Genomic DNA, 17,968 nt, shown 5'->3' with positions numbered 1-17,968 from the left:
AACTGCGGCGATGGGCGAGCCGGTCGTCACCGTGGAACCTCGGACACCTCGCGGCCAGCTGCCCTCCACCGTGCAGGGTTAGTGGATCAAGCTTGCCCGCCGTACCTTCCTGACAGTTTCCGAAGAAAATTCAGGAGGTTCAGTGAGTCCAGGAAGATCGGTGTGGGGTTCGCCGTCGAGGGTTCCCCACCTGCCGACCAGCCGGGGAGGTCGGGCGCTGGCCGTCGGTCTGTCCGTGGTCCTGGCGGCGACGATGGCCGACCAGGTCGTCGCACCGCTGGCGGTCGCGGCGCCACCGGCGAAGCCGGCCCCCGCCGGGCCGCAGGCGCTCGAGCGGCCGGACGAGGCGGCGGCGCTGGCCACCGCGCGGTTGACGAAGAAGAAGGTCCGCATCACCGGGATGACGTCGGAGACGTCGGAGTTCTGGGCGTTGCCGGACGGTCGGGTGGAGGCGGAGGTTCACCTGGGTCCGGTCCGCCTGCGGGACGGGAAGTCGGGCGGCTGGAAGCCCGTCGACTTCACCCTCGTGCCGCAGGCCGACGGGTCGGTGGCCGGCCGGGCGCATCCGGCCGGGCTGCGGCTCTCCGGTGCCGCGGGCGCGGGTGAGCACGACCTGGCGACGGTTCAGGCCGACGGCGGCACGGTGTCGCTGGGCTGGTCCGGGCCGCTGCCGGCACCGGTGGTCGAGGGGACGAAGGCCACGTACGCCGAGGTCCGTCCCGGAGTGGACCTGGTGGTCGAGTCGACCCGGACCGGGTTCGAGCAGTTCCTGGTGGTGAAGAACCGGGCGGCCGTGGCGCAGGTGCGTGACCTGTCGCTGCCGCTGCGCGGCAGGGGCCTCACCGTCACCGACGACAGGCGTGGCGGTTTCGAGATCCGGAACAAGGCCGGCGCGGCGATCGGCGTCTCCCCGGAACCGGTCATGTGGGACGCCCGGGTCGACCCGCAGTCGGGTGAGCACGTCCGCAGGGCCCACGTGGGCAAGAAGGTGGCGGCGGCGAAGGCCGGCCGGGTGGCGATGACGCTGACCCCGGACCAGGCGTGGCTCACCGACCCGAAGACGGTCTTCCCGGTCACCATCGACCCCGCGGTCACCCTCAAGCCGAACTACGACGCGTTCGTCCAGTCGGACTACACCTCCGACCAGTCGACGGCCACCGAGCTGAAGCTCGGCACCTACGACGGAGGCACCACCAGGGCGAGGTCGTTCCTGAGCTTCCGCAGCCTGGGTTGGCTGACCGGCAAGCAGGTACAGGCGGCGACGCTCTACCTGTGGAACAACCACTCGTGGTCGTGCACCCCGAGGCAGTGGGAGGCGTACCGGGTCGACTACGTCGACACCACCGCCCGGTGGACCGCGCAGCCGACCTGGCGGGAACTCAGCGGCTACACCTCCACCACCAAGGGTTACAACACCAGCTGCAACGACGGCTGGGGCAACGTCTCGGTGACCAGCGTGTTCGCCATGACCGCGAACAGCGGATGGACCACCGCCAACGTCGGCCTGCGCGCCGCCTCCGAGACCGACAGCGTCGGCTGGAAGAAGTTCAGCTCGATGGAGGGCAGCTACGACCCGTACGTCAACCTGACGTACCAGACGCCGCCGACCGTCGGCTCCCGGGCCACCATCCCGTCGACCGCGTGTGTGACGGGGTCGAACCTGCCGTACGTCAACACGAAGACTCCGCAGTTGCGGGCGCAGCTCAACGACGCCGAGGGCTCGCAGGTCAAGGCCGAGTTCGAGTGGCTCACGGGCGGTGGCACCCGGATCGGCGGCGGAATCGTCGGCCCGGCGGCCTCCGGCGCCTGGCAGGCCACCACCGTGCCGGCGGGCGCCTTCGCCGAGGGCGGCACCTACTCCTGGCGGGTCCGAGGCAACGACGGCATCGTCAACGGCGCCTGGACCGGATACTGCGCCGTCGTCGTCGACACCACCGCGCCGGCGGCCACGCCGACCGTCTCGTCGACCGGCTACCCGGAGAACCAGTGGGCCGGCGCGGCGAACACCGCCGGCAGCTTCACCTTCGGCGCGTCCGGGGTCACCGACGTCGCCTCCTACGAGTACGGCCTCAACACCAACCCGCCGAACCAGACGGTCAACGCGGCCACCCTGGGTGGCGCGGCCACCGTCTCGATCACCCCGACCGCCGACGGACCGCAGACCCTCTACGTCCGGTCCAAGGACCGGGCCGGTAACACCTCGGCCGTCCGCAGCTACACCTTCAACGTCGGTTCCGGCGCGGTGACCGCACCCCGGGAGGGCGACATCACCGCGGCCAAGACCGCGATCACCGGCATCGGCCAAGCGGCGGCGACCGGGGTCACCTACCAGTGGCGGCGTGGCGACGCCGACGCGTGGGTGAACATCCCGGCCGGGCACGTCACCCTGGCCGTCGGCGGCGGGGCGGTGACCTGGCCGGTGGCCACCAGCGGCGGGGGCACCTTCCCGAAGCTGAACTGGGACGTCGAGGCCACCCTCGCGGCGGTCGACGCGCAGTCGATCCCCCGGGACGGGCCGCTGCAGCTGCGGGGCACCTTCACCGGCGGCACCGGCGGCACCTCCAGCACGGTGAAGATGAGGTTCGACCGTACTCAGGCATCCGCCGCCTCCACGGACGTCGGGCCCGGCTCGGTCAACCTCATCACCGGCAACTACACCCTGACCGACACGGACGTCTCGGTGAAGTCGTACGGCAGCGACCTGACCCTGAGCCGCTCCTACAACACCCGCCGGTCCACCGAGACGGACCCGAGCGGCATGTTCGGTCCGGGCTGGGTCTCCGGAGTCGTCGTCGAGGAGGCCGAGACCCCGTACAACTCGCTGACCGTGTACGGCTCGCTCGTGCAGGTCGGTCTGGTCGAGGGTGACACCATCGGCTTCGCCAAGCGGACCGCATCCGTGTTCGACCCGCAGATCGGGCTGGAGGACCTTCAGCTGACGTACGACGCCACGGCGGACGCGTACCGGCTGCAGGACGACAAGGGGCGGACGGTCCTGTTCAGCCGGATCGCCTCGACGGCGGCCGGCCGGTACTTCCCCACCTCGGTGACCGTGCCGGGCAGCAACCAGACCACCACCGTGAGTTGGGAGAAAGCCACGGTCGGGGGAACCGAGGTGGTACGCCCGACCCGGATCCTGGCACCGGTCTCCGGTGTCGACTGCACCACCCTCGTCCGTGGCTGCCGGGCCCTGACCCTCACCTACGCGGGAGCCACGACCGCCACCGGCTCCACCGAGGCCGCCTGGGGTGATTCCCTCGGCCGGCTCAAGGAGGTCACCTTCACCGCCTGGGACCCGGACCTGCCCACCCCGGCGATGCGTACGGTGCCGGTGGCCCGGTACGCCTACGACGGCTCCGGCCGGCTCCGAGGCAGCTGGGACCCCCGACTGGACTGGACCGACGCCGGCACCAACCGGCACCTCTGGGTGACCTACGACTACGACGCGAACGGCATCCTGACGGCGGTGAAGCCGAAGGGCCAGGAACCCTGGCAGCTCAGCTACACCACGCTTCCCGGTGACCCGGGTACCGGCCGGCTGTCCAAGGTGAGCCGATCGGCGCTCGCCGCCGGCACGGCCACCACGACCGTGGTCTACAAGGTGCCGATCTCCGGCGCCGGGGCTCCTTACGACCTGTCGGCCGGGCAGACCACCCGCTGGTACCAGACGGAGGGGCCGACGGACGCCACCGCGGTCTACCCCGCGGACCAGGTGCCCGACGGCAACCCGGCCACTGGCACCCTGCCGTCGTCGTACGAGCGGGCCACGGTGACCTACCTGGACGCCAACGCCCGACAGGTGAACACCGCCCAGCCGGGCGGCCACGTCGACGCCACCTGGTACGACAAGTGGGGCAACGTCCTTCGTACGCTGACCGCCGCGAACCGGGCCCGGGCGCTGGACGCCAGCGGCACGGACAACGCCGCGGCGGAGACCGCACTCGCCCGGGCGCTGTCGACGCTGAACAGCTACTCCTCCGACGGGCAGCGGCTCTTCCTGATTGAGGAGCCGGAGCACGACGTCCTGCTCTCCACCGGCAGCACGGTCCGGGGCCGCAGGTACACCAGCCGCACCTTCGACCAGGGCGCACCGACCACGGGTGGTCCGTACAACCTGGTCACCAAGGAGGAAGTCGGCGTCAAGTGGTATCCCAACGGCGTCGAGACCAGCTCCGACATCCGGACCACCAGCACCACCTACGACTGGACGCTGCGCCAGCCGACCGTGGTGACGGTGGACCCGTCGGGGCTCGCCCTGACCACCCGCACCAGCTACGACGCGGCCACCGGCCTGGTCACGGCCAACACCACGCCGGCGGGCGGCACGAGCACCACCACCCCGTCCACCCGTAGGACGATCTACTACCGGTCCGGGACCGGTTCCGGCTACGCCGAGTGCGACTCGCGCCCGGAGTGGGCGAACCTGCCGTGCCGGGTCCAGCCCGGAGGCCAGGCGGCCAACGGTCCGGAACTCCCGGCGACCGTGACCACCTACGACATGTTCAACCAGCCGCGGACCGCCACGGAGCGGACCAGCGTCGGCGTGCTCCGGACCACCACCGTCAGCTACGACGGCGCGGGCCGGCCGCTCGACACAGCCGTCACCGTGGCCTCGGGGCTCGGCACGGCCACTCCGATCCGGCGGGTCGTCTACGACCCGGCCACCGGCCTGGAGGCGCGGATCCAGTCCGTGGTCGGCGCCACGGTCACCGCCGAGGTGGTGAAGGGGTACGACACCCTTGGCCGTCTCGTCTCCTACACCGACGCCGACGGTTCGGCCTCGACCCGGACGTACGACCTGGTCGGCCGGCTGGCGACCACGAACGACGGTAAGGGGCAGCGCAGCTACGGCTACGACGAGGGGAGTGAGCGGCGTGGGCTGCTGACGTCGATCGACGACTCCCAGGCCGGCCGGTTCACCGGCAGTTACGACGGCGCCGGTGACCTCACCGAGACGTGGCCCAACGGCATCGTGGTGACGGTGTCGACGGACGAGACCGGGGCCCGTACGGAGGTCACCTACGTCAAGCCCGGTTGCGGCAGCGCCGACTGCACCCTCTACCAGGAGTCGGTCGTCGCGTCCGCGCACAACCAGTGGCGGGAGCGGACCTCGTCGCTGTCCGAGCAGAGCTACGGCTACGACCAGGCCGGCCGGCTGACCTCGGTCGGGGACGTCGTGGGTGGCCAGTGCACCACCCGGGCGTACGCCTTCGGCGCCTCGTCGAACCGCAACACCGTGACCGAGTACGCCTCGGCGTCCGACGGCACCTGCCAGACCGCCACGGCGGCGGGCAGCCGCAGCTGGACGTACGACGGCGCCGACCGGGTGAACAGCGCCGGGTACGGCTACGACCCGCTGGGTCGGACCACCACCGTCCCCGCCGTCGACACGGAGAACCCGGCGGCGGGCGACGTGACCGTGACCTACCACGGCACGGATCTGGTGGACACGATCCGGCAGAACGGCCGGACCACGGACTACGCGCTGGACGTCACCGGTGAGCGGATCCGTTCGTGGACCGACAGCGGCACCGGGGGGACCGTCTCGGCGGTCAACCACTACGACGCCGACGGCGACACCCCGGCCTGGACGCAGGAGGCGGACGGCAGCTACACCCGGGTCGTCGGCGGCATCGCCGGGCTGGCGGGCGTCTTCGACAGCTCGAGCGGGGCTCTCGACTGGCAGGTGGCCAACCTGCACAGCGACCTGGTCGCCACCGTGCACGACACCGACCCGGGCTTGTCCAGCACCAACGATCTGCAGGAGTGGGGCACCCCCCGCACCGAGGCCGGGGCGGACGAGCCACGCTACGGCTGGCTCGGCGTCCACCAGCGGGCCACCGACGCCGGCTCGGGCGTGTTGCTGATGGGCGTACGCCTCTACAACACCCGTACGGGTCGGTTCCTGTCCGTGGACGCGCTCTACGGCGGCAGCGACAATCCCTACGAGTACTGCAAGGGCGACCCCGTCAACTGCAGTGACGTGTCCGGGTACGGGGTGGACGACTGCACCCGCAAGTGGTGGAAGCCGTGCGGTGTGGTGCACAACCGGAGCCGCTACTGGCTCCAGGTCGCGGACCACCCGGACGGTGGAGGTCGACGCGACTGGCTGCCGCCGGGTCGTGACTCGAACACCTGGAACTGCATGCCGGATGTCGACTCGTTCCGGTCGACGGATCACTCGATCTACTACCTCTGGCGGCGCAAGGCCGGCAGTTGGATCCGTATCCGTAATTCGGTCTGGGTATATTCCTGACCTTCATCGACAGGAGTGACGGGATGGGTGCGCGGCACATGGTTGGTCGACTCGGTCTGCCCGAGCCGCGCGCCCTCCCGGGCGCGCTGGCGTTGACTCTGGTGCTCGCCGCCCTGGTCGGGTCGCTCGCGGCCTGGGCCGGGTGGCAGACGGCGGAACCGCTTCCGAGCGACGAGCAGGCTGTGGCGGCCGCCGCCCGGGCCGTACCGGATCAGGCCGGCTACGAACTGCGACGTCGCGACGCGCTGTTCGTCTACGACTACGCCGGTGATGGCGGTGTGGAGCGGGCGGTCCGGGCGGTCGTCGGTGACGACGACTACGTGCCGGGCTACGTCGAGGTGACCCTGCCGGACCGGGGCAACGGGCCGGCGGGGGGTTGGGGCCGGTTGGCCGCGAATTTCCGCGCCGACGGGTGGACCGTCGACCGGTTGCCGTACAGCGACGATCTGGTCGCCACCCGGGACGATCAGGTGGCGACGGTCACCAGCGAGGTCCGCTACGACGATGCGGGCGAGGCGCAGGGCCGCTCACACGACGACCTGGTGATCCGGGTGCACCGCACCGAACCGGCGTCGGTGCCCTGGCTCACCGCGGCAGGTGCTCTGCTTGGTGCCGTGGTCGGTTGGCTGCTGGCCGGCTGGGGATATCGGCGGATGCGGAGCCGGGGCCCGGCAGCACGCAAGGCCGCGCTGCTCAGCAGGGCGGGACTGCTCCTGCTGCTGCCGGTCACGCTGGTGGTGCTGATCGAGATGGTCCGGGTGCCGCTGCTGTCGGGGGTGCAGCTTCCGCAACCGGCGTGGGACCCGTACATGCTGGTGTTCCTGCGGGTGCCGGCGCTGCTCGGGGCGGTGGCGCTGCTCGCGGCGGCGGCCCTGCTGGCCGGTCCGGACCGGGCGGCGGCGCGGGTTTCCGTTCGCTGACGGCAGCAGCACGACAGCCGCCCGGTGGCCGGAGTTCCGGCCACCGGGCGGCCCGGTCGAGTCGGGGTGCCGACGTCAGGCGGTGCGGGCCACCCCGACCGGGCAGCTCAGCCCGTTCGGCCCGTGGTTGCAGTAGCCGTTCGGGTTCTTCGTCGGCGCCAGGTACTGCTGGTGGTAGTCCTCGGCGAAGTAGTAGTCACCGAGCGGGGCGATCTCCGTGGTGATCTCGCCCTTGCCGGCCCGCGCCACGATCGGCGCGAACGCGTCCCGGGACGCCTCGGCGGTCTTCCGCTGCTCGTCGCTGGTCGTGTAGATAGCCGACCGGTACTGGGTGCCCACGTCGTTGCCCTGGCGCATGCCCTGGGTCGGGTCGTGGTTCTCCCAGAAGACCTTGAGCAGGTCCTCGTAGCTGATCGTCGACGGGTCGTAGACCACCTGGACGACCTCGGCGTGCCCGGTCATCCCGGAGCAGACCTCCTCGTAGGTCGGGTTCGTGGTGTAGCCACCGGCGTAACCGGCCGACGTGGTGATCACCCCCGGCAGGGTCCAGAACAGTCGCTCGGCGCCCCAGAAACATCCCATCCCGAAGACGGCGACCTGCGAGCCCTCGGGGAACGGGCCCTTGAGCGAGGACGGCAGCACCTCGTGCCGGTCGCCGATCGGCATGGCGATCGGGCGTCCGGGCAGCGCCTTGTCGGGGGTGGGCAGTTCGGCCTTCATGCGGCGAAGGAACACGGTGGGACTCCTCTCGTACCTCTCCCCGCGTGCAACACCACGGCGCCCCGCTTCCTTACCCGACCGGGTCCGGCTCAGGCGCGCCGTGTCGTCGGCCCGGCCCTCGCGCCCGGTTTCGTCCCCTGTCGAGGCATTCAGAGCGCGGCGCGGATCCGCTCGGCGTACGACGTGGCCTCGGCGTCGTCGGCGTAGCGGGTACGCGGCCAGAAGAAGCCGCGCAGGCCGTCGCCCTTCGTCCGGGGCACCACGTGGGTGTGCAGGTGCGGCACGGACTGCGACACCTTGTTGTTCATCGCCACGAAGGTGCCACCCGCCCCGAGCCCGGCCTCGACGGCCCGGGCCAGTCGCTGCACCAGCCCGAAGTAGTCGGCCAGTTCGTCGACGGGCAGGTCGGTGAGGGTGATCAGGTGCGTCCGGGGGACCACCAGGACGTGCCCCTTGAACACGGGCCGGGTGTCCAGGAACGCCACCCCGGCCGGCTCGTCGGCGACCCGGAACGCCGGCACGTCGCCGGCCACGATCCCGCAGAACACACAGTCGCTCATCCGGCCCAGGTTAGGCGCTCGACCGTCACGCCGCCCGGTGGCGGGCGCCGCTCGGGCGATCATGCCTGAACGGAGCGGGGTGTTAAGCGGGGGCCCCTGCTCTACCGAATGCGTTAACAGGGGGCCCCTCCTTGCACCTTGCCGGCGGTGGGTGCGGAGGGCGGACTAACGTCTGCGGAATGAGTCACGGCTTCGAGACGCTCGCGATCCACGCCGGCCAGGACCCGGAGGCCCGCACCGGCGCGGTGATCCCACCGATCTACCAGACCAGCACCTACGCCCAGGACGCCGTCGGCGCGCCCCGGCAGGGCTACGAGTACAGCCGTTCCGGCAACCCCACCCGGGACGCGCTCCAGGAGTGCCTCGCCGCGCTGGAGGGCGGGCCGGTGGGCCTCACCTTCGCCAGCGGCCTGGCCGCCGAGGACACCCTGCTGCGTACCGTGTGCAAGCCGGGTGACCACGTGGTGATCCCGGACGACGCGTACGGCGGCACCTACCGGCTCTTCGCCAGGGTGGCCGAGCGCTGGGGGCTGGAGTACACCCCGGCCAAGGTCTCCGACGTCGACGCGGTCCGGGCCGCCATCCGCCCGAACACGAAGATCGTCTGGATCGAGACGCCCACCAACCCGCTGCTCGGTATCGCCGACATCGCCGCGCTGGCCGCCGTCGCCCACGAGGCCGGCGCGCTGCTGGCGGTGGACAACACCTTCGCCTCGCCGTACCTCCAGCAGCCGATCGCGCACGGCGCCGACGTGGTGGTCCACTCCACCACCAAGTACGTGGGCGGTCACTCCGACGTGGTCGGTGGCGCCCTGATCGCCGCCGACAAGGGCCTCGGCGAGGAGCTGCGCTACCACCAGAACGCGATGGGCGCCGTGAACGGGCCCTTCGACGCCTGGCTCACCCTGCGCGGGATCAAGACCCTCGGCGTACGGATGGACCGGCACTGCGACAACGCCGAGCGGATCGCCGCGTACCTGGAGGGGCACGCCAAGGTGGCCCAGGTGATCTACCCGGGCCTGCCGTCGCACCCGGGTCACGAGGTGGCCGCCAAGCAGATGCGCCGCTTCGGCGGCATGATCTCCTTCCGTGCGGCCGGCGGCGAGGACCAGGCCGTCGAGGTCTGCAACCGGACCAAGCTGTTCGTGCTCGCCGAGTCCCTGGGCGGCGTGGAGTCCCTGATCGAGCACCCGGGCCGGATGACACACGCAAGTGCTGCCGGCTCGCCGCTTGAAGTTCCCGCCGATCTCGTGCGACTGTCTGTCGGCATCGAGACGGTCGACGACCTGCTCGCCGATCTGGAGCAGGCGCTGGGCTGACCGCGGGGGAGGGGAAGGGTGGCCGTGCGGGACATCATGCCGACCTGGGTGGGCGCTACCGCCAAGCAGATCGCCCGGGGCGTACGGCGGGGTGACGTCTCGGCCACCCAGGTCGTGGCCGACCACCTGGAACACATCTCCCGGGCCGACGTCGACCTCGCCGCGTTCCGTACGGTCCGCGGCGGGGAGGCGATCACCGAGGCGGAGAAGGTCGACGAGCAGGAGGACCTGGCGAACCTGCCGCTGGCCGGGGTTCCGGTCGCGGTCAAGGAGAACACCGCCGTCGCCGGGCTGCCCACCTGGAACGGGTCGGCGGCCTGCCGTACCCCGGTCGCGGAGGCCGACCACGAGGTGGTCCGGCGGCTGCGCGGCGCCGGCGCGGTGATCCTCGGCTCCACCCGGATGCCGGAGCTCGGCCTCTGGGCGGCCACCGACGACTCGTCGGCGGTCACCCGCAACCCGTGGGACCTCACCCGTACCCCCGGCGGCTCCTCCGGCGGTGCCGCCGCCGCGGTGGCCGCCGGCCTGGTGCCGATGGCGCACGGCAACGACGGCCTCGGCTCGATCCGCATCCCGGCCGCCTGCTGCGGCCTGGTCGGCCTGAAGCCAGGCCGGGGCGTCATCCCCTGCCAGTTGGGCGCGGAGGACTGGTTCGGCCTCACCGAGCACGGCGTGCTGACCGGCACGGTCGCCGACGCCGCGGTCGGCTTCCAGGTGCTGGCCGGCCGGCGGGTCGAGAAGCTGGTCCCGCCGCCGCGGCTGCGGGTCGGGGTGTCGCTCCGCTCGCCGGTCCGCGGGGTGCACCCGGACCAGCCCAACCGGGACGCGGTCACCGCCGCCGGCCGCCTGCTCGCCGCCGCCGGCCACGACACCGTGCCCGCCGACCCGGTCTACTCCACCTCGCTCGGCCTCCAGGGCATGGCGACCTGGTTCGCCGCGGCCGCCGCCGACGTCCGGGCCGCCGGCCTGGACCCGCGTACCCTCCAGCGGCGCAGCCGCCGGCACGTCGCGCTGGGGGAGTGGGCGCAGCGGCGCGGGTACGTCAGGCAGGCCGACCGGGACGCCTGGCGGGAACGCGCCATCGGCTTCTTCGCCGACCACTCGGTGGACCTGCTGCTCACCCCGGCGCTGGCCACCGCCCCGCCCGAGGCGGTCGCCTGGTCCGACCGCCCGTGGCGGGCCAACATGACGGTCAACGTCCGGTACGCCCCGTACGCGGCGCCGTGGAACGTGGCCGGTCTGCCGGCGATCGTGGTGCCGGTCGGCCGCCGTCCCGACGGTCTGCCGGTGGCCGCCCAGCTGATCGGGCCGCCCGGCTCGGAACTGCTGCTGCTCGGCGTCGCCGGGGAGTTCGAGATGCAGGCGCCCTGGCAGCGGCACGCCCCCGGCTACCCCCGGGCCGCCACCGGCTCGACCGCCACCGCCTGACCCCGCGTCCGGGCTGTCCGTGATCGCCGCGTCGCGGCAGGTGACGGCCGGCCCGACGGTGGCGTCGCCGCCGGACCGGCCGGTCCCGGATGGCACGATCGGGGCATGACGGAACTGGTCGGTCTCGCCGACGTACGGGCCGCGCGGGAACTGCTCGCCGGCGTCACCCGGACCACCCCGCTGGAGCCCTCGCGCCCGTTGAGCGCCGCGCTCGGCGGGCCGGTCTGGCTCAAGTGCGAGAACGTGCAGCGCGCCGGGTCGTACAAGGTGCGCGGCGCGTACGTCCGGATCTCCCGGCTCTCCGCCGACGAGCGGGCCCGCGGCGTGGTCGCGGCGAGCGCCGGCAACCACGCCCAGGGGGTCGCCCTGGCCGCCGGGCTGGTCGGCACCCACGCCACGGTCTTCATGCCGGTCAACGCGCCGCTGCCGAAGGTCGCCGCCACCAAGGGGTACGGCGCGCAGGTGGAGCTGGTCGGCGCGAACGTGGACGAGGCGCTGGTCGCCGCGCACACCTTCGCCGAGCGGACCGGGGCGGTGCTGATCCACCCGTTCGACCACCCCGACGTGATCGCCGGGCAGGGCACCGTGGCGCTGGAGATCCTGGAGCAGTGCCCGGAGGTGAAGACCATCGTCACCGGGGTCGGCGGCGGTGGCCTGATCTCCGGGATGGCGGTGGCGGCGAAGGCGCTGCGCCCCGACGTACGCGTGGTCGGGGTGCAGGCGGCCAGCGCCGCGGCCTTCCCGCCCTCGCTGGTCGCCGGCGAGCCGGTACGACTGCCGGCGTTCTCGACGATCGCCGACGGCATCGCGGTCGGCCGCCCGGGCGACATCACCTTCACCCACGTCCGCAAGCTGGTCGACGAGATCGTCACCGTCTCCGAGGAGGACATCTCCCGGGCGCTGCTGATGCTGCTGGAGCGGGGCAAGCAGGTGGTGGAGCCGGCCGGCGCGGTCGGGGTGGCCGCCCTGCTGGCCGGCATCGTGGCGGTGGAGACGCCGGTGGTGGCGGTGCTCTCCGGCGGCAACATCGACCCGCTGCTCATGCTCCGGGTGATCGAACACGGTCTCGCCGCTGCCGGCCGCTACCTGCGGGTCACCGTGCGCTGCACGGACCGCCCGGGGCAGCTCGCCTCCCTGCTCACCGAGATCGCCGAGCACCGGGCCAACGTGGTCGACGTCGAGCACCAGCGCGCCAACCCGCACCTGCGGCTGGGCGAGGTGGAGGTGGCGCTGTCGGTGGAGACCCGGGGCGTCGAGCACTCCGACACGCTGATCAGCGCGCTGCGGGCCAGCGGCTACCAGGTCTTCGCCGCCGAGGCCTGACCCGGCCCGCTGCCGGCCTCGGGGTGCGGCAGGCGGCCGGGTCCGGGGCGCGGGCCGGCCCGACCTGCCGCATCCCGGTCCGTTGAGATCCTCGGGGGCGGCGCCGGAAACGGCGTCCGCCCCGGCCGGGAACGGCCGGGGCGGACGGAGATCGCTCGGGTCCGACCGGCCTGTCAGCCCGGTCGGGGTCGAACCCGGCCGATCGGCGCGGGTCCGTGGTGGGTCGTCAGCCGGCGAAGGGCTCGAACTCGACCACGGTCACCTTGATGTCGGCGCCGCTGGGCGCCGTGTAGGTGCAGGTCTGGCCCGGCCGGCCACCGAGGATCGCCTTGCCCAGCGCGGACTCGGGGCTGTAGACGGTCAGCTCGGTGGTGGACGAGATCTCCCGGGAGCCGAGCAGGAACGTCTCGGTGTCCTCGGTGTCGTCGTCGAAGTAGATGGTGACCACCATGCCCGGTGCGACCGCGTCGGCGGTCGGGGCCTCGCCCACCTGCGCGGTGCGCAGCAGCTCCTTGAGGTAGAGGATCCGGCCCTCGGCCTTGCCCTGCTCCTCGCGCGCGGCGTGGTAGCCGCCGTTCTCGCGCAGGTCGCCCTCCTCGCGCCGGGCGTTGATCTCGGCGGCGATGGCCGGCCGGTTGGCGATCAGCTCGTCGAGCTCGGCCTGGAGGCGGTCGTACGCGTCCTGGGACAGCCAGGTGGCGGGCGCTCCGTTGTCTTTGGTGGACACCGGCGATCTCCTCGGTAGTGCGGACTGGCTGACAGGTGAATCTCCAACCCTACCAGTGCGAAACACCCCGGCGTGTCGTCGATCACCCGGCCCGGCCACCCCGGCGTACCTGCCGCTCAGGCCGCCGGTCGGCAGCGCAGCACCTCACCGATGAAGGGCCGGGCGGTGGTGGTCAGCCGGTGCCGCGTGGTCACCTGGGTGTCGCCCCCGGGCGCGGTCACCGTGACCTCCTCCTGGCCCACCTCGGCACCGTCGTGGTCCCGGGCCCGCAGCAGGCAGGTCGCCGTCCCGCCGGGCGGGAGGGTCACCCGGAACACCACCTGCACCCCGGTGTCCGTGATGTCGTCGTACGTGATCACCTGGGCGTCGTACGCCGGGTCGCCGTAGCGGCTGTAGAGCTGCGTGGCGGCCAGCACCAGCACGCCCAGCAGCGCCGCGGCCAGCAGGACGACGGTCAGCGGACGGCGGCGGCCCGACTCCCGGCGGCGGCCGTACCGCCCGGGCGGGAAAACCGGCGCCCCCGGGGGAACTGTGGCGTGCGTCTCGGTCACCGGCGGGTATCTCCTGGCGTTGTTGTCGGCGGCATCGGCAAGAATGGCTAGAGTCCATCTTCCCAGCCCGGTTCCGAGTCAAGGATGGCAGGTCAGCGGCAACGCCGGCCCGTCACATCGGCCGTCCAGGCGTCACGGGGGAAGAATCCGGCAGGTCAGCCGGCCGACCCGGACGGGCCGCCGGCAGGTAGGCACGAGGAGCGCCGAAGGTGGCAGAGCAACTGCGTCTCATGGCCGTGCACGCCCATCCCGACGACGAGTCGAGCAAGGGGGCGGCGACGATGGCGAAATACGTCGCCGAGGGCGTGGACGTCCTGGTCGTGACATGCACCGGCGGTGAGCGGGGCAGCGTCCTCAACCCCAAGATGGACCGGCCGGACGTCTGGGCCAACATCGCCGAGATCCGCCGGGCCGAGATGGACGCCGCCCGGGCGATCCTCGGTGTCGAGCAGGCCTGGCTGGGCTTCGTGGACTCCGGCCTCCCCGAGGGCGACCCGCTGCCGCCGCTGCCCGAGGGCTGCTTCGCCCTCCAGGACGTCGAGACGGCGGCCGGTCCGCTGGTTCGGCTGATGCGCCAGTTCCGGCCGCACGTGGTCACCACGTACGACGAGGAGGGTGGCTACCCGCACCCGGACCACATCATGACCCACAAGATCAGCGTGGCGGCCTTCGAGGCGGCCGGTGACCCGGAGCGCTTCCCGGAGCTCGGCGAGCCGTGGCAGCCGCTGAAGCTCTACTACGACATCGGCTTCTCCAAGGGCAAGATCATGGCCCTGCACGAGGGGATGCTCGCCGCCGGCCTCGAGTCGCCGTACGACGACTGGATCAAGCGCTGGGAGGACCGCCCCGACAAGGGACCGCGGATCACCACCCGGGTCGAGTGCGCGGACTACTTCCCCGTCCGCGACGACGCGCTGCGCGCCCACGCCACCCAGATCGACCCGGACGGCTTCTGGTTCCACGTGCCGATGGAGATGCAGCGCCGGGCCTGGCCCACCGAGGACTTCCAGCTCGCCCGTTCGGTGGTGGACAGCCCGCTGCCCGAGTCGGACCTCTTCGCCGGCGTGCGGGAGACGGCCCACGCCGGCTGACCGGGGCGGGAGCTACGCTGAAACCCCACCGCACATCGGAGAACCGCCATGCTGACCGCCGCCCAGGTGCTCGCGGAGAACAACTTCGGGGACACCCGCACGGGTGGTCTGGCCGGGCCGATGGGGCTGTTCCTCATCCTGCTCCTGGCCACCGCCACCGTCCTGCTGATCCGCAACATGAACTCGCGGCTGCGCCGGCTGCCCGACCGGTTCCCGGTCCAGGGCCGGCCGACCGGGCCGGACCGAGCCGACCTGGCGGCCACCGATCCGACGGACGGGACCACCGCGCAGGAATCCCCGACGAACGCCCCCAACGGCCACCAGCAGGGTCGGAACGGCTAGTCGGGGCGTGATTCACGTCGAACCCGGTCGTTGCCCCCTGTTGCGGCCACCGGGTTTGGCTTAGCCTTCCGCCGGGGGGACCGAAAGTTCCCGAGCCGTGCGCGGAAGGGGGCGCCGATGACCGGCACAGCTGCGGCCGCCCGGCGTGTCCTCCGGCGGCCGACGGTCGGAGGGGCTCGGTGACCTCCGACAGTGCCGGAGATCCGCCCGATCGGCTCCATCCGGGCGGCTCCCCGGCGCGCGTGCACCTGCTCACCGCCGCCGTCGCGCTGACCGCCCTGGCCGCCACGGCGGTCGGCTGGACCGTCCCGGTCACCCTGCCCCCGGGCGATCCGCTGCCCGCGTACGCCCGCTTCGGGATCGCGGTCGCGGCCTTCGCCCTCGCCCAGCTGGCCCGGCTGCGGTTCCGCACCGCGGCGGGGATGGTCAGCATCACCTGGGGCGAGGCGGCGCTGATCGTCTGTCTCTACCTCGTCCCCGCCGGCTGGCTGCCGACGGCGGCGCTGCTCGGCGCGGGCGCGGCCTGGACGGCGATGTCGCTGCTCGCCGACCGGCGACCGGCGGCGGAGATCGTGCGGATCACCGCCTCCCTGACCGCCGCCACCGCGCTCGCCGTGGCCGTCGCCACCGCGCTGGGCCGACCGCTGCTCGCCGCGCCCACCCCCGAGCTGGCCCTCGCCCTGACCGCCGGGTCGGTCACCTACCTGCTGGTCACCGCCTGGCTGGGCGGCGCCCAGATCGCGCTGCGGCACGGTACGCCGATCGTCCCGCCGCTGCTCGCGGCGGTCCGCGGCAAGCTGCTGATGTTCGTCGGCAACGTGGCGGTGGGGCTCGTCGTGGTGGCCCTGCTGGAGCTCGACCCCCGCTGGCTGCTGCTGCTCCCACCGCCGTTGTGGCTGCTCCAGCAGACCTACCGGCACCGGCTGCGGGCCGAGGAGGAACGCCGCACCTGGCGGACGTTCGCCGAGGCCACCGCCGCCCTCAACCAGCTCGACGAGCGGGGGGTCGCCGGCGCGGCGGCCACCGGCGCGCTGGGCCTGTTCGGCGCCGAGACGGTCGACGTGGACGTGGCCCGCCCGGACGGCAGCTGGTGGCGCTACCGGATGGACGCCGGCGGACGGCTGCGGGAACGGGAGATCGGCCCTCCGCCCGGCGGCGAGCCGGGGCCGCACGAGCTGGCCCGGTCGCTGACCGTCGGTGACACCACCGTCGGCCGGCTGCGGGTGCGCTTCCCCCGCTCGGCGCCACCCTGCGACCGGGAGCGGGACGCGTTGGCCGCCTTCGGTGACGCCCTCGCCGCCGCCCTGCACGACGCCGCCACCCACGCCGAGCTGCGGCTGGTCACCGCGCAGTCGTCGTACGACGCGGTGCACGATCCGCTGACCGGGCTGGTCAACCGGGCCGCCATGCTCGGCCGGGGCGTCCAGGCGCTGCGGCAGCTCGCCCACGACCAGCCCGTCGCCCTGCTGCTGCTGGACATCAACCAGTTCAAGGAGGTCAACGACACGCTGGGGCACTCGGCCGGCGACCAGCTGCTCCGGCTGACCGCCAACCGGCTGGGCGCCCTCGCCCACCCCTCGGACCTGCTCGGCCGGCTCGGCGGGGACGAGTTCGCCCTGCTCATGACCTCGGTCCCGGTGATCGGCGACCGGGCCGCCCCGATGGCGTACGCGCTGCGCACCGCCCGGGAGATCGCCGAGCGGCTGGCCGCCCCGACCGAGGTGGCCGGGGTGCGGATGTCCGTCGAGGTCTCCGTCGGGGTGGTGGTCGCCGACGCGGGCACCGCCGACCTGACCGAGCTGCTGCGCCGGGCCGACATCGCGATGTACCAGGCCAAGGAGGGCGGCGGCAGCGTAGCCGTGTACGACAGCGCCCGGGACGACGCGAGCACCGACCAGCTCGCCCTGCTGGCCGAGCTGCGCGAGGCGCTGGCCGCCGACGACCAGCTGGTGCTGGCCCTGCAACCCGCCGTCGACCTGGCCACCGGCGCGCCGACCGGCGTGGAGGCGCTGATCCGGTGGCGGCACCCGCGGCGCGGCTGGCTCGGCCCGTCCGAGTTCATCCGCCCGGTGGAGAACAGCGAACAGCTCGGCACCTTCACCCGGTACGTGCTGGACAAGGCGCTCGCCGTCGCCGCGGACTGGGCCCGGCAGGGGCTGGACGTGCCGATCTCGGTGAACCTGTCGGCGCGCAGCCTGCTCGACCCGGCGCTGCCCGACGAGATCGGTGACGCGCTGCGCCGGCACAAGGTCCCGCCGCGCCGGCTGGTCCTGGAGATCACCGAGACCGTGGTGATGAGTGAGCTGGAGGTGATCGACGAGGTGCTCGCCACGCTCCGGTCGATGGGCGTGCAACTGGCCGTGGACGACTTCGGCACCGGCTTCTCCTCGCTGACCTTCCTGACCCGGATCGCCGTCGACGAGCTGAAGGTGGACCGGTCCTTCGTGATCCGGATGGCGGAGTCGCCGGAGGCGGCGGCGATCGTGCGTACCACCGTGGGGCTCGCCCACGAACTGGGGTTGCGGGTGGTGGCCGAGGGCGTGGAGACTGCCGAGCAGCGGCTCACCCTGGCCGAGCTGGGCTGCACCGCCGCCCAGGGCTACCACTTCTTCAAGCCGATGCCGGCGGACAAGATCGGCGCGGTGCTCGGCACGCTGCGCGACTCGGCCGAGTCGAACGTCTTCCCGCTGCGCGCCGACGGCGCCTCCTGACCACCCCGGCGTCCGACCGG

The 17,968-nt window shown here is 72.7% G+C and carries 12 protein-coding genes; 8 read left to right on the top strand and 4 right to left on the bottom strand.

Annotated features, from left to right (window positions below; all coding sequences use genetic code 11):
• Positions 1-142 precede the first annotated feature (142 nt).
• Entirely contained in the window at positions 143-6,256 is a 6,114-nt protein-coding gene (locus GA0070564_RS02895; protein WP_141714691.1) for a DNRLRE domain-containing protein, read from the top strand.
• Between the two features lie 38 nt (positions 6,257-6,294).
• The gene (locus GA0070564_RS02890; protein WP_141714690.1) at positions 6,295-7,176 is read left to right on the top strand and encodes a hypothetical protein; all 882 of its coding nucleotides are present in this window, start codon (positions 6,295-6,297) and stop codon (positions 7,174-7,176) included.
• 75 nt (positions 7,177-7,251) lie between these two features.
• Here the strand turns inward: GA0070564_RS02890 and msrA are convergent, their stop codons facing one another.
• Positions 7,252-7,911, bottom strand: coding sequence for a peptide-methionine (S)-S-oxide reductase MsrA (msrA, locus tag GA0070564_RS02885; RefSeq protein ID WP_091602015.1), 660 nt, complete (start codon positions 7,909-7,911; stop codon positions 7,252-7,254).
• A 134-nt stretch (positions 7,912-8,045) separates the two neighbouring features.
• Positions 8,046-8,456: an HIT family protein gene (locus tag GA0070564_RS02880; RefSeq protein ID WP_091602011.1), complete on the bottom strand. Its 411-nt coding sequence runs from the start codon at positions 8,454-8,456 to the stop codon at positions 8,046-8,048.
• A gap of 179 nt (positions 8,457-8,635) precedes the next feature.
• Here GA0070564_RS02880 and GA0070564_RS02875 point away from each other — a divergent pair, with 179 nt between their 5' ends.
• The 3 genes from GA0070564_RS02875 to ilvA all read left to right on the top strand — a co-directional run bounded on the left by GA0070564_RS02875 (position 8,636) and on the right by ilvA (position 12,526).
• Positions 8,636-9,775 carry a cystathionine gamma-synthase gene (locus GA0070564_RS02875; RefSeq protein ID WP_091602008.1) on the top strand — a complete coding sequence of 380 codons (1,140 nt, stop codon included), beginning with the start codon at positions 8,636-8,638 and terminating at the stop codon, positions 9,773-9,775.
• An 18-nt stretch (positions 9,776-9,793) separates the two neighbouring features.
• On the top strand, positions 9,794-11,203 hold the full coding sequence (locus GA0070564_RS02870; RefSeq protein ID WP_091602005.1) for an amidase: 1,410 nt from the start codon (positions 9,794-9,796) through the stop codon (positions 11,201-11,203).
• Between the two features lie 105 nt (positions 11,204-11,308).
• On the top strand, positions 11,309-12,526 hold the full coding sequence (gene ilvA / locus GA0070564_RS02865; RefSeq protein WP_091602002.1) for a threonine ammonia-lyase: 1,218 nt from the start codon (positions 11,309-11,311) through the stop codon (positions 12,524-12,526).
• A gap of 226 nt (positions 12,527-12,752) precedes the next feature.
• Here the strand turns inward: ilvA and greA are convergent, their stop codons facing one another.
• Together greA and GA0070564_RS02855 are read right to left on the bottom strand one after the other, a co-directional pair.
• Positions 12,753-13,253, bottom strand: coding sequence for a transcription elongation factor GreA (gene greA, locus GA0070564_RS02860; protein WP_091601999.1), 501 nt, complete (start codon positions 13,251-13,253; stop codon positions 12,753-12,755).
• A gap of 116 nt (positions 13,254-13,369) precedes the next feature.
• Positions 13,370-13,804, bottom strand: coding sequence for a DUF4307 domain-containing protein (locus tag GA0070564_RS02855; protein WP_091601996.1), 435 nt, complete (start codon positions 13,802-13,804; stop codon positions 13,370-13,372).
• Between the two features lie 209 nt (positions 13,805-14,013).
• Here GA0070564_RS02855 and mca point away from each other — a divergent pair, with 209 nt between their 5' ends.
• The 3 genes from mca to GA0070564_RS02840 all read left to right on the top strand — a co-directional run bounded on the left by mca (position 14,014) and on the right by GA0070564_RS02840 (position 17,948).
• Complete coding sequence (mca, locus tag GA0070564_RS02850; protein WP_088969878.1) at positions 14,014-14,895, top strand: mycothiol conjugate amidase Mca; 882 nt, start codon at positions 14,014-14,016, stop codon at positions 14,893-14,895.
• Positions 14,896-14,943: 48 nt separating this feature from the next.
• Positions 14,944-15,237 carry a hypothetical protein gene (locus tag GA0070564_RS02845; protein WP_091601993.1) on the top strand — a complete coding sequence of 98 codons (294 nt, stop codon included), beginning with the start codon at positions 14,944-14,946 and terminating at the stop codon, positions 15,235-15,237.
• Positions 15,238-15,479: 242 nt separating this feature from the next.
• Positions 15,480-17,948, top strand: a complete 2,469-nt coding sequence (locus tag GA0070564_RS02840; protein ID WP_425412419.1) for a putative bifunctional diguanylate cyclase/phosphodiesterase — start codon at positions 15,480-15,482, stop codon at positions 17,946-17,948.
• Positions 17,949-17,968 lie beyond the last annotated feature (20 nt).

This window comes from Micromonospora mirobrigensis (assembly GCF_900091555.1).
Taxonomy (GTDB): Bacteria; Actinomycetota; Actinomycetes; order Mycobacteriales; family Micromonosporaceae; genus Micromonospora; species Micromonospora mirobrigensis.
Note: the sequence above shows the minus strand (reverse complement) of the source record. Positions and strands in the feature narration are given on the sequence as shown.

Coding starts and splice junctions, on each gene's coding strand:
- GA0070564_RS02880 (WP_091602011.1), bottom strand. CDS start 8,456: ATGAGCGACTGTGTGTTCTGCGGGATCGTGGCCGGCGACGTGCCGGCG.
- GA0070564_RS02845 (WP_091601993.1), top strand. CDS start 14,944: ATGCTGACCGCCGCCCAGGTGCTCGCGGAGAACAACTTCGGGGACACC.
- ilvA (WP_091602002.1), top strand. CDS start 11,309: ATGACGGAACTGGTCGGTCTCGCCGACGTACGGGCCGCGCGGGAACTG.
- GA0070564_RS02890 (WP_141714690.1), top strand. CDS start 6,295: ATGGTTGGTCGACTCGGTCTGCCCGAGCCGCGCGCCCTCCCGGGCGCG.
- GA0070564_RS02875 (WP_091602008.1), top strand. CDS start 8,636: ATGAGTCACGGCTTCGAGACGCTCGCGATCCACGCCGGCCAGGACCCG.